This is a genomic window from Pseudomonas azerbaijanoccidentalis, assembly GCF_019145495.1.
Classification (GTDB): domain Bacteria; phylum Pseudomonadota; class Gammaproteobacteria; order Pseudomonadales; family Pseudomonadaceae; genus Aquipseudomonas; species Aquipseudomonas azerbaijanoccidentalis.
The window spans coordinates 140,352-152,342 of the sequence record NZ_JAHSTU010000009.1 but is presented as its reverse complement, the minus strand read 5'-3'; the positions used below and the strand labels follow the sequence as shown (position 1 = coordinate 152,342).

The following is an 11,991-nucleotide window of genomic DNA, read 5'->3' as shown; positions in this document are numbered from 1 at the left end:
CACTGCCGGGTCACTGGTTTCGATGATCAGGCTAATGCGGCTTCGCTCTCGGCGGCTGCCCGCACCTTGCCACGCTCGTGGAAGATGAAACCGATGCTGTTGAGCAACAGTTGCGCGGCGAGGATCGAGGTCATGCCGGTCGGGTCGTAGACCGGCGCCACTTCCACCAGGTCCATGCCGACGATGTTGCCTTTGCTGCGCTTGGCCAAGGCCTGGATGATTTCCAACACTTCGTAGTAGAGGAAGCCGCCGTGGCTCGGGGTGCCGGTGCCGGGGGCGATGGACGGGTCGAAACCGTCGATGTCGATGGTGATGTAGTAGTTGATGTTCTCCGGGATCAGCGCCAGCACGCCCTCGACGCCGAGGCGCCGCACGTCACGCACCGAGAGGATTTTCGAGCCGGCCTCGTGGGCTGCTTCGTAGTCGTCGCGGTTGGACGATGAGACGTTGCGGATGCCCATCTGGGTCATGCCGACAATGTGGTTCATTTCCGAAGCGCGGCGCAGCGGGTTGCCGTGGCCGTAGCGTACGCCGTGGCGTTCATCGACGAAGTCCAGGTGCGCATCGAAGTGGATGATGTGGATCGGGCCGCGGCCTTCGAAGGCCTTGATCACTGGCGCGTGCACCGAGTGGTCACCGCCGAGAACCACCGGCATCACACCGGCGTCGAGGATCTTGCGCACAGCGTATTCGGTGTTCTTGTTGCTGGTCGCCATGTCGGTGTGGACGATATCAGCATCACCGACGTCGACCATGCGCACGTCCGATGCGGTGAGGTACATCACATCATCTTCGTGATCGTAGGCACCAGCGTGGCCGAAGGAAAACAGCGTCGATGCTTCACGAATCCCGCGTGGTCCGAATCGTGCGCCGGAGCGCCACTGGGTGCCCATGTCGTTGGGCACGCCAAGCACCGCGACATCGGCATCCAGTGCATCCCAATCGGTACACACCGGGGATTTGCCAAAGGTGCAATGACCCACGAATGGCAGGTTCAGGCGACCGGATTCATAACCGTTGTTCGACATTTCTAGCCTCTCCACTTCTTGTTATCGGCTTGGCGGAACTGCAAGGCGACCGCCGTTGGAAAGACTATGGGCGTAGCTTTCCGTGGAAAAAATGCTAAACATCAGATACTCATATCGGCATTACCGATGCATCCACCGGCGGGAGGTTCCAGGTGATTCAACTGCACGATGTCGATCTGAAGTTGCTCAGGGTGTTTGCGACGATTGTTCGCTGCGGCGGGTTTTCCGCAGCGCAGGCGGCGTTGAACGCCGGGCAGTCCACCATCAGCGAACAGATGACCCATCTGGAAACCCGGCTCGGGGTCAAGCTTTGCCAGCGCGGGCGCAGCGGTTTTCGCCTGACCGAGCAAGGCGTGGCGATTCACGAGGCCACCCAGCGCCTACTGTCGGCGGTGGAAAATTTCTGCATGGACGCCGACGTGCTCAAGCAGCACATCAGCGGCAAGCTCAATCTGGGGATCATCGACACCACCATCACCGACCCCGATTCGCCGATTCCGCGCACCACCCAGCGCTTTGTTTCGCGCGGGCATGACGTGCACCTCAACGTCTACGTCGGCACCCCGGCGGAACTCGAAGAACGCGTGCTCGACGGTCGCTTGCACCTGGCCATCGGGCACTTCCCGATCCATGTGCCGGGCCTGCTGCAATCACCGCTGTATCAGGAAGCCCTGGGCTTGTATTGCGGGCGGCGTCACCCGTTGCATGGCAGCCAGGCCGAAGGCCAGGAACTGCTCGAAGAAGTCGCCGCCAGCCGCATCGTCGTGCGCGGCTACATGCAGCAATACGACCTCGAACATTTGGGCGTGAGCAAAGCGGCGGCCACCGTGGACAACATCGAAGCCACTGCGATCCTGATCATCTCCGGCGCGTACCTGGGCTTTCTGCCGGAGCACTTCGCCGCGCAATGGGTCAAGAGCGGCGAGATGCATCAACTCGCGCCGAACAGCCTGCGCCTGAAATCGCCGTTCGACGTGATCACCCGGCGCGGTGTTGCGCCGCCGCCGATCCTCCAGGCGTTCCTCGAAGACCTGGCCGCCAGCGCCGCTAAATCCGCCAAGCCGTGACGTGACGCTCGCCAAATCCAAAATTCGCCCGGCATACTGATTTGAGTTCGCCCACCTTGCAGGCCCGCCATGCGCATCCACGTCACCTTCATCGACCGCGTCGGAATTACCCAGGAAGTGCTGGCCCTGCTGGGTGGGCGCAGTTTCAATCTGGATGCCGTGGAGATGGTGCCGCCCAACGTCTACATCGATGCGCCAACCCTGGGTGTCGAGGTGCTGGAGGAACTGCGCGAGGCTCTGCTCGGCGTACAAGGCGTGCAGGCGGTGACAGTGGTCGACATCCTGCCCGGCCAGCGTCGGCACTTGCAGCTCGATGCGTTGCTGGCAGCCAGTTCCGACCCGGTGCTGGCGGTGGATGATCGCGGCCACGTGCTGTTGGCCAATCCGGCGTTGATCGCCTTGTGCGGCCGGGAACCGGCGGGCGAGTCGCTGGCGACATTGTTCGATGATCCCGACCTGCTGCGCACCCTGATCGAACACGATTTTCGCTTGCCGATGCGCGAGGTTAGCCTGGGTGGCCAGACGTTGCTGCTGGACGCGATGCCGATCACCGAGGCCGGCGCTCTGCTCACGCTGTATCAACCGAGCCGCATCGGCGAACGCCTTTCGGCACTGCATCATGACCACGCTGAAGGTTTCGATGCGCTGCTTGGCGAATCGCCGCCAATCCGCTCGCTCAAGGCCCGCGCCCAACGGGTGGCTGCCCTCGATGCACCGCTGCTGATCCAGGGCGAAACCGGTACCGGCAAAGAACTGGTGGCCCGCGCCTGTCACGCCATCAGCGGCCGCCGGGATGCGCCGTTCCTGGCCCTGAACTGCGCGGCGCTCCCCGAAAGCCTGGCCGAGAGCGAGCTGTTCGGCTACGCCCCCGGCGCCTTCACCGGCGCACAACGCGGCGGCAAACTGGGGCTGCTGGAACTGGCCGATCAGGGCACGGTGTTTCTCGATGAAGTGGGAGAAATGTCGCCGTATTTGCAGGCCAAGTTGCTGCGGTTTTTGAGCGATGGTTGCTTCCGTCGCGTGGGCGGTGATCGTGAGGTCAAGGTCAACGTGCGCATTCTCAGTGCCACCCACCGCGACCTGGAAAAAATGGTCAGCGAAGGGCATTTTCGCGAAGACCTGTTCTACCGCCTCAACGTGCTCAACCTGCAAGTGCCGCCGTTGCGCGAACGCGGCCACGACATCCTGTTGATGGCCAATCACTTCATGCAGCAGGCCTGCGCGCAGATCCAGCGCCCGGTCTGCCGCCTGGCGCCAAGCACCTTCCCCGCCCTGCTCGGCAACCGCTGGCCGGGCAACGTGCGGCAACTGCAAAACGTGATTTTCCGTGCAGCGGCGATTTGCGAAAACCCGCTGGTGGACATCGACGACCTCGACATCGCGCGCACGGCGGTGGAGCGCAAGAACGACGGCGAAGTCGGCAGCCTGGAAGAGGCGGTTGGCGACTTTGAAAAGAACCTGCTGGAACAGCTGTATCGCAGCTATCCGTCCAGCCGGTTGCTGGCAGCTCGGTTGCAGACTTCGCACAGCGCCATTGCGATTCGGTTGCGCAAGTACGGGATTCCGGCCAAGCCCTGAAGCGGTTAACGGCTTTTTGCTCTGTGTAGGAGCTGCCGAAGGCTGCGATCTTTTGATCTTGATTTTCAGCGATATTCATCGGTTCAAGATCAAAAGATCGCAGCCTTCGGCAGCTCCTACATCCAGGCGCGACGTTACTGTCTGAAAATCGATACAGCGTAACGAATTCAAGACAAAACCCTGCACGCACTGCAATGACGGCGTCCACGCCTACATCCCTGCCCGACCGTATTGATTTCAATACAACCGCAATCGCCCGCGCCTCAAAAAATGTCTTCAACTTATTGATTTAAAACAAATAACTAACCTTGGCACCGCCCTTGCTATCACTCCTCCAACCCCACTCGTTGCCCCCCCGGCGAGCCTAAAAATAATAAGGAGTTGATATGAGCGAATTGCGTTTCACCGTCGATCACGAATGGTTGCGCCTTGAAAGCAATGGCCTGGTCACCGTCGGCATCACCGAGTTTGCCCAGCAGGCGCTGGGGGATGTGGTGTTTGTGCAGGTACCTGAATTGGGCGCCTTCAATGCCGGTGCCGAAGTCTCGGTGCTGGAATCGGTGAAAGCCGCCAGCAGTATCGGCATGCCGCTGGACGGTGAAGTGGTCGAGATCAACGCGACGCTGGAGAACACCCCGGAATTGGTCAACGAAGACCCCTTGGGCGAAGGCTGGTTCTTTCGTTTCAAACCGGTCGATGCCCGGGCGTTGGACGATCTACTGGATCAACACGCCTACGAACGCCTGACCGCCGAACACGCCGACGCCTGAAGTCCCACAAAACTCTAAAAAGGACCACACCATGTTCAGCAAGCACGACCAGATCAAAGGCTATGACGACGAACTGCTGGCGGCGATGAACGCCGAGGATGCGCGGCAGGAACACCACATCGAACTGATCGCCTCGGAGAACTACACCAGCCAACGGGTGATGCAAGCCCAGGGCAGCGGCCTGACCAACAAGTACGCCGAAGGCTATCCGGGCAAGCGTTACTACGGCGGTTGCGAGCACGTCGATGTGGTCGAGCAACTGGCCATCGACCGCGCCAAGCGGCTGTTCGGCGCCGACTACGCCAACGTCCAGCCGCATTCCGGCAGCCAGGCCAACGCGGCGGTTTATCTGGCGTTGCTGCAAGCGGGCGACACCGTACTGGGCATGAGCCTGGCCCACGGCGGCCACCTGACCCACGGCGCCAAAGTGAGTTTTTCCGGCAAGCTGTACAACGCCGTGCAATACGGCATCGACACCAGCACCGGCCTGATCGACTACGACGAAGTCGAGCGCCTGGCGGTCGAGCACCAGCCGAAGATGATCATCGCCGGGTTCTCGGCCTATTCGAAGACCCTGGACTTCCCGCGCTTCCGGCAGATCGCCGACAAGGTGGGTGCGTACTTCTTCGTCGACATGGCCCACGTCGCCGGGCTGGTGGCGACCGGTCTGTACCCCAATCCCCTGCCCTACGCCGACGTGGTGACCACCACGACTCACAAGACCCTGCGCGGTCCACGCGGCGGTTTGATCCTGGCCAAGGCCAATCCTGAACTGGAGAAAAAGCTCAACGCCGCGGTGTTCCCCGGTGGTCAGGGCGGGCCGTTGATGCATGTGATTGCGGCCAAGGCCGTGTGCTTCAAGGAAGCGCTGGAACCCGGCTTCAAGACCTATCAGGCACAAGTGATCCGCAACGCCCAGGCCATGGCGCAAGTGTTTATCGAGCGTGGTTACGACGTGGTGTCCGGCGGTACCGACAACCATTTGTTCCTGGTCAGCCTGATCCGCCAGGGCCTGACCGGCAAGGACGCTGACGCCGCCCTGGGGCGCGCCGGCATCACCGTGAACAAGAACGCGGTGCCTAATGATCCGCAGTCGCCGTTCGTGACTTCGGGCCTGCGCATTGGTACGCCGGCGATCACCAGCCGTGGCTTCAAGGAAGCGCAAAGCATCGCCTTGGCCGGGTGGATTTGCGACATCCTCGATCACCTCGGCGATGCCGACATCGAAGCCAACGTCGCCCGCCAGGCCGCCGCCCTGTGCGCCGACTTCCCGGTCTACCGCGACTGAACCATCGCACGATCTGTAGCAGCTGGCGCAGCCGAACGCAGGCTGCGCCAGCTGCTACATGAAAGGACCCAGCACATGAGCACTCTTACGCAACCGACTGTTACAGGCCCAGCCAAAGTAGAAGTCGGCACCAAACTGCGCGGCGCCGAAAAGGTCGCGCGGATTCCGGTGAAGATCATTCCCACCGACGAATTCCCGCGCAAACCGGACTGGATTCGCGTGCGCATGCCGGTTTCCCCGGAGGTCGACCGCATCAAGCAATTGCTACGCAAACACAAGCTGCACAGTGTCTGCGAAGAAGCGTCCTGCCCGAACCTCGGCGAGTGTTTTTCCGGTGGCACCGCAACGTTCATGATCATGGGCGACATCTGCACCCGCCGCTGCCCGTTCTGCGATGTCGGCCATGGACGTCCAAAGCCGCTGGATGTCGACGAGCCGACCAACCTGGCCGTGGCCATTGCCGAGTTGCGCTTGAAGTACGTGGTGATCACCTCGGTAGACCGCGACGATTTACGCGATGGCGGCGCCCAACACTTTGTCGATTGCCTGCGCGAGATCCGCAAGCTGTCGCCGGGCATTCAACTGGAAACCCTGGTGCCGGATTATCGTGGGCGCATGGACGTGGCCCTGGCGATCACCGCATCGGAGCCGCCCGTTGTGTTCAACCACAACCTGGAAACCGTGCCGCGCCTGTACAAGGCCGCGCGGCCGGGTTCGGATTTCGAGTGGTCGCTGGACCTGTTGCAGAACTTCAAGCAGCAGGTGCCGCATGTCCCGACCAAGTCCGGGCTGATGCTGGGCCTGGGTGAAACCGACGAGGAAGTCATCGAGGTCATGCAGCGCATGCGCGAGCACGATATCGACATGCTCACCCTCGGCCAGTACCTGCAACCGTCGCGCAGCCACTTGCCGGTCCAGCGCTTCGTGCACCCGGACACCTTTGACTGGTTTGCCGAAGAAGGCGCGCGCATGGGCTTCAAGAACGTCGCGTCCGGTCCGTTGGTGCGTTCGTCCTATCATGCCGATCAACAACTTCATGGAGGTGCGACGGGTTTCAAGCCATGATGAGGAGACTGGTCATGCATGGAGCCGTTTGCGATGTTGCGTTCACCCTGTCTGTTGTTGCTGAGCCTGAGCCTTGCCGCGCCGTGCATGGCCGACGAATCGAAACCCGAACACATGGTGTACTTGCGCACGATCGATCCGGGCATCGAGCAGGACATTCGCTACGCCAGCGCCCATAACTTCACCGGGCATTCGCTCGACGGTTACCAGGCTGCCGAATGCCTGCTGTCGGCGGACGCGGCCAAGGCTCTGGCGCGGGTACAGACAGCCCTGAAAGCCGAAGGCTACGGTTTGAAGGTATTCGACTGCTATCGGCCCAGCCGTGCGGTTGCGGACATGGGCCGGTTCGCCACGCAGCCGGGTGACCCGCTCAAGACCGAGTTCTACCCACGGGTAAACAAGCAGGACTTCTGGCGTCTGGGCTACGTGGCGCGGGTGTCCAACCATTCCCGTGGCAATACGGTCGACCTGACCATGACCGGCCCGGGCGCCCTGCCCGCCGACACCTGGACGCCGGCCGTCACAGCGGTCGATTGCACTGCCGATTATGGCCAGCGCTGGCACGATGGCGCGGTCGACATGGGTACCGGGTTCGATTGCTTCGATGAGCGTGCACACACCGATTCGACATTGATCAGCGCCGCAGCCAAGAACAATCGGCAACGACTCAGCCGCGCCATGGAGAAGGAAGGATTTACCGGTTACGCCAACGAGTGGTGGCACTTCACGTACAGCCCAAATGCGCAGAAGCCGGATGTCATGGATTTCCCCATCAGTCCGCTCGCACCATGAACAATGTGCTCAAAATCCTATTGCTGCTGCTGTTCCCATGGGCGGCGCTGGCTCAAGGACTCGACCACAGCGACCAACTGATCGTTGTCATCAGCAAAAACTGGGACGATGCTCAGGGCATCGCCCAGCGCTATGAACGCCACGGTGACCGGTTTGAAAAGTTCGAAGCGGCATTTCCCGTGGTGCTGGGCAAGAACGGCATGGGTTGGGGTAAGGGACAGCTCGACGTTGGACAAATCGAGGGACCGGTCAAGCAGGAAGGCGACGGAAAAGCCCCGGCCGGGATGTTCAAACTGGGTACCGCGTTCGGCTATGACACCTCCGCTGAAACACGCCTGCCCTACCTCACGCTGACCCCGACCATCGAATGCGTGGATGATCCACAGTCCACCCGTTACAACGAGCTGGTCGACGGCGCGACAATGGCGAATGACTGGAACAGCTCGGAACGCATGCGTCGCCGCGATGACTTGTATCGCCAGGGCATTGTCATCGAGCACAACACCCCGGCGTCTCCCGCTGCAGGGTCCTGCATTTTCTTCCACATTTGGCGCGGCCCTACGGTGCCAACCCGTGGCTGCACCGCCATGGCTCCGCAAGACATCGCGCGTTTGTTCAACTGGCTGGACCCGCATCAGTCCCCGCTGCTGGTGCAACTGCCCGAGGCGCAATACGAGCAGTGGCGGAAACGCTGGAAACTTCCACCACGCTGACGCCAGACAGGGGTTTGAGCTGACGCAGCTTGCCGACCGCCTCCACAAACGGCGTCACGATCAGGCTGTAGAGCGTCAGGTAACGCTGATAATCCGCTTCCCCGGTGCCGAATCGGATAGCCTCAGGCTTAGACTGAGTGACATAGAGCGTGCCGAACATCCAGTCCCAAACCGACAGGTTAATACCGAAGTTCTTGTTGAAATGTCGCGGCGCATCGCTGTGATGGATTTGGTGCTGCGCCGGGCTGTTCAGTACATGCTCGACCCTGGCCCCGAATGACAACCAGACATGGCTGTGCCGCAGGTTCGCCGCCAATGCGTTGAGGATGAACACCATGTAGGTCACGCCGAACAACGTGTAGCGACTGATCTCCCCGCCACAGGCGTACCAGAACACGCCGGCGTAGGCACCTAGGAAGATGATGTCGATCAGCCGCTCAATCACCTTCTCGACAAAATGCACCCGGCTCGCCGTCACCGGTACCAGCACCGACGCTGAATGATGGACCTTGTGGAAAGCCCACAGGTAACGGGAATGGTAGGCACGGTGAGCCCAGTAATGAATGAAATCCTGCATCAGGAACACACCCAGCCCGTAGAGCAAAGACAGCGCCACGTGCTCCTCGACCTGGACCCGCGCGCCCCAGAGCCGGGTGAAGAAACTGATGTAGTCCCCGGAGCGCAGCACGTAGGGATCAACCAACCCCACGACCGGAATTACCAGCACGACTTTGAGGATGGCCCGCACGAAGTAGTAGCGATAATCGAGCAACGCCGAAGGGTGAAAATGCACCCGGCTACCGCCAATGAATTGCCAGAACGTGTACGCATCGGTCTGGCCACGGGACCGACGCACGCGAAACAGGCCATAGGCGATGGCATAGGAGGTGAAAAGGAAGGCGATGCAGAGCCGGCCATTGAGGTCGAACAACCCCAGGAACTGGTCACTGACCGGCGCAATCACCCACCTGAAGAGATACTGGTAAACAAGCGCGAGAACATCCATGCACGGCTGCCCCCTTGTACGAGCGCGTACTGCTTCATCCTTACCGATGGGAAAGTGTAGCCGTTACTGCGGATGTTTCGTATTCAAACGCGCACACCGGGTTACGCGTAACCGGTTCTTTGATTCGCCAATCAGACCGAAAACCTGTGGGAGCGAGCCTGCTCGCGATGAGGCCGGCACATTCAGCATCTTCATCGACCGACACACCGCCATCGCGAGCAGGCTCGCTCCTACAGGGGGATGTGCTGCTTTTTCAGAAGCGGATTTCGGCAGCCAGGATCACGTCGATTCGCGCCACCGAACCGGTGAGGTGCGCCCAATCTTTATTGTGCTCGGCAATGATGTCTTCGGCGGTGAAGTTACCGTTGTCGACCGTGGAGTGAGCATCCGCCGCCAGCACCACGTCATACCCGAGCTTCAGCGCCTGACGCACCGTGGCATTGACGCAGTAATCGGTTTGCAGACCGCAGATCACCAGGCGCTCGAAGTCCTGCTCCGGCAGCAGCTTTTGCAGGTTGGTCTGGTAGAAAGAATCCCCAGTGGTTTTACGTACGCACAGGTCCTTTGGTTCCGTTTCCAGCCCTTCTGCCAGTTGCCAGCCAGCCGCACTGTACGTGAAAGGACCATTCGCCTCTTCATGCTGAATCAAGACCACCGGAACGCCGGCATTGCGCGCCCGCGTCGAAAGGTCGTTGATGGTATTGATCACGCGTGCAATTTCGAAGCACTCGTACTCACCGGAGCAAAGCGCCTGCTGGACGTCGATAATTAACAGAGCGGTGGTCATGATTCCTTCCTTGAACAGTCAGAGGAGCAAGGGACGAACATAAGTCCGCCCCCACTCAAACACAACCCTCAGTAACCCAGCGACAACCCGGTGTTACGCCGTGGATCGTTGGCGCCGTAGAAACGGTTCTTGCCCACTGGTTTACCGTCCAGCGACGGCGCACCTACGAGGATCGCCGCCAGGTGGTTGGCATCCTGTGGCCCCGCAAACTTGTGGCCCCAGCTTTCGAGGATTTTCACCGTGTCGGGGCTGGTGGTGAAGGCTTCCAGATTGGTTTCCTCCGGCAGCCACTGCTGGTGGAAACGCGGCGCATCGACCGCTTCCTGAATGTTCATGCCGTAGTCGATGACGTTGAGCATGGTCAGCAGGGTTGCGGTGATGATGCGACTGCCGCCCGGCGTACCGACCACCATCACCACTTTGCCGTCCTTGGTGACAATGGTCGGGCTCATGGACGACAGCGGCGCCTTGCCGGGCGCGATCGCGTTGGCTTCGCCCTGCACCAGACCGTACATGTTCGGTACGCCGATTTTCGAGGTGAAGTCGTCCATTTCATCGTTGAGGATGACCCCGGTCTTGCTCGCCATGACCCCGGCGCCGAACCAGTCGTTGAGGGTGTACGTCACCGACACCGCATTGCCCCATTTGTCGACGATGGAGTAATGGGTGGTGTTGCTGCCTTCATGGGGCGCGACGCCAGGCTTGAGGTCCTTGGAGACAGCGGCCTTCTGCGGATTGATCGCTTCGCGCAGTTTGGTTGCGTAGTTTTTGTCCAGCAGATGGGCAATCGGGTTTTTCACGAAATCCGGATCGCCCAGGTAGCTGTTGCGGTCGACGTAAGCGTGACGCATCGCTTCGATCTGGTAGTGCATGCCCTGGGCCGAGTGATAACCCAGGTCCTTCATCGGATAGCCTTCGAGGATGTTCATGATCTGGCAGATCACCACGCCGCCAGAACTGGGTGGCGGCGCCGAGACCACGTGGTAGCCACGGTAGTCGCACTCGATTGGCGCCAGTTCGCGGGTCTTGTATTTGTCGAGGTCGGCCTGGGTGATGATGCCTTTATTGGCCTGGCTGGACGTGACGAGCGCGTCGGCCACCCAGCCTTTATAGAAACCGTCGGCGCCCTTTTCGGAGATTTCCCGCAGGGTTTTGCCGAGGTCTTTTTGCACCAATTTTTGCCCGACCTGCATCGGTTCGCCGTTGCTCAGGAAAATCGCGCCGGAATCCTTGATGTCCTTCTTGAACACGTCAGTGGCGTATTCCAGCAACTCGACGTCACCCTGCTCCAGCACGAAACCGTCTTCAGCGAGTTTGATTGCCGGGGCGATCACTTCTTTTCGCGGTTTGGTGCCGTATTTGCTCAAGGCCAGTTCCATACCGGAAACGGTACCCGGCACGCCGACCGCCAGGTGGCCACGGGTACTCAGGTCCGGAATGACATTGCCGGCCTTGTCGAGGTACATGTCGGCGGTAGCCGCCAACGGGGCTTTTTCGCGGAAGTCGAGGAAGGTCTTGCGCCCGTCCGCCAGTTGAATGGTCATGAAACCACCACCGCCCAGGTTCCCCGCTGCCGGGTAAACCACCGCCAGCGCGTAACCGACCGCAACAGCAGCATCGACTGCGTTGCCACCGTTCTTCAGCACATCCACGCCCACGTGGCTGGCCAGGTGCTGGGCGGTGACCACCATGCCGTTTTCGGCGGCGACCGGGGCCACGGAAGCTGCATGGGCAGTCAGGCAGCTGAGCGCCAACGAGGTCGCTATCAGCGATTTGGCAAAAGGTTCGTACTTCATGAGTCGGTCTCTTCTTGTTTTTAAGTAGGAAAACTCGTCAAAAGCAGTAGCCAAGTATGGTCGGGATTACGTATTGCGCCTCCCCCGCGAAGCAGTATCCT

11 protein-coding genes are annotated in these 11,991 nt (G+C 60.6%); 7 read left to right on the top strand and 4 right to left on the bottom strand.

Going from position 1 to position 11,991, the window contains the following annotated elements; genetic code table 11:
- Positions 1-26 precede the first annotated feature (26 nt).
- The gene (gene speB / locus KVG88_RS25195) at positions 27-1,028 is read right to left on the bottom strand and encodes an agmatinase (RefSeq protein ID WP_150701342.1); all 1,002 of its coding nucleotides are present in this window, start codon (positions 1,026-1,028) and stop codon (positions 27-29) included.
- Between the two features lie 152 nt (positions 1,029-1,180).
- On the opposite strand from speB, the gene KVG88_RS25190 reads away from it, so the two are divergent.
- The 7 genes from KVG88_RS25190 to KVG88_RS25160 all read left to right on the top strand — a co-directional run bounded on the left by KVG88_RS25190 (position 1,181) and on the right by KVG88_RS25160 (position 8,301).
- The gene (locus KVG88_RS25190; RefSeq protein ID WP_150701341.1) at positions 1,181-2,095 is read left to right on the top strand and encodes a LysR family transcriptional regulator; all 915 of its coding nucleotides are present in this window, start codon (positions 1,181-1,183) and stop codon (positions 2,093-2,095) included.
- 69 nt (positions 2,096-2,164) lie between these two features.
- Complete coding sequence (gene gcsR, locus KVG88_RS25185) at positions 2,165-3,673, top strand: transcriptional regulator GcsR (protein ID WP_150701340.1); 1,509 nt, start codon at positions 2,165-2,167, stop codon at positions 3,671-3,673.
- Positions 3,674-4,059: 386 nt separating this feature from the next.
- Entirely contained in the window at positions 4,060-4,443 is a 384-nt protein-coding gene (gcvH, locus tag KVG88_RS25180) for a glycine cleavage system protein GcvH (RefSeq protein WP_150701339.1), read from the top strand.
- Between the two features lie 31 nt (positions 4,444-4,474).
- Complete coding sequence (gene glyA, locus KVG88_RS25175; RefSeq protein ID WP_217873066.1) at positions 4,475-5,731, top strand: serine hydroxymethyltransferase; 1,257 nt, start codon at positions 4,475-4,477, stop codon at positions 5,729-5,731.
- Positions 5,732-5,806: 75 nt separating this feature from the next.
- Positions 5,807-6,796, top strand: a complete 990-nt coding sequence (lipA, locus tag KVG88_RS25170) for a lipoyl synthase (protein ID WP_217873065.1) — start codon at positions 5,807-5,809, stop codon at positions 6,794-6,796.
- Between the two features lie 33 nt (positions 6,797-6,829).
- Positions 6,830-7,588: a M15 family metallopeptidase gene (locus KVG88_RS25165; protein ID WP_217873064.1), complete on the top strand. Its 759-nt coding sequence runs from the start codon at positions 6,830-6,832 to the stop codon at positions 7,586-7,588.
- The gene (locus tag KVG88_RS25160) at positions 7,585-8,301 is read left to right on the top strand and encodes a L,D-transpeptidase family protein (RefSeq protein ID WP_217873063.1); all 717 of its coding nucleotides are present in this window, start codon (positions 7,585-7,587) and stop codon (positions 8,299-8,301) included. Before KVG88_RS25165 ends, KVG88_RS25160 begins: the two co-directional genes overlap by 4 nt.
- Here KVG88_RS25160 and KVG88_RS25155 read toward each other — a convergent pair.
- The 3 genes from KVG88_RS25155 to ggt all read right to left on the bottom strand — a co-directional run bounded on the left by KVG88_RS25155 (position 8,204) and on the right by ggt (position 11,890).
- Positions 8,204-9,307 carry a sterol desaturase family protein gene (locus KVG88_RS25155; RefSeq protein WP_217873062.1) on the bottom strand — a complete coding sequence of 368 codons (1,104 nt, stop codon included), beginning with the start codon at positions 9,305-9,307 and terminating at the stop codon, positions 8,204-8,206. The two genes, KVG88_RS25160 and KVG88_RS25155, sit on opposite strands and share 98 nt — an antisense overlap.
- A 253-nt stretch (positions 9,308-9,560) precedes the next feature.
- Complete coding sequence (locus KVG88_RS25150; protein WP_217873061.1) at positions 9,561-10,094, bottom strand: cysteine hydrolase family protein; 534 nt, start codon at positions 10,092-10,094, stop codon at positions 9,561-9,563.
- Positions 10,095-10,162: 68 nt separating this feature from the next.
- Positions 10,163-11,890 carry a gamma-glutamyltransferase gene (gene ggt, locus KVG88_RS25145; RefSeq protein WP_217873060.1) on the bottom strand — a complete coding sequence of 576 codons (1,728 nt, stop codon included), beginning with the start codon at positions 11,888-11,890 and terminating at the stop codon, positions 10,163-10,165.
- Positions 11,891-11,991 lie beyond the last annotated feature (101 nt).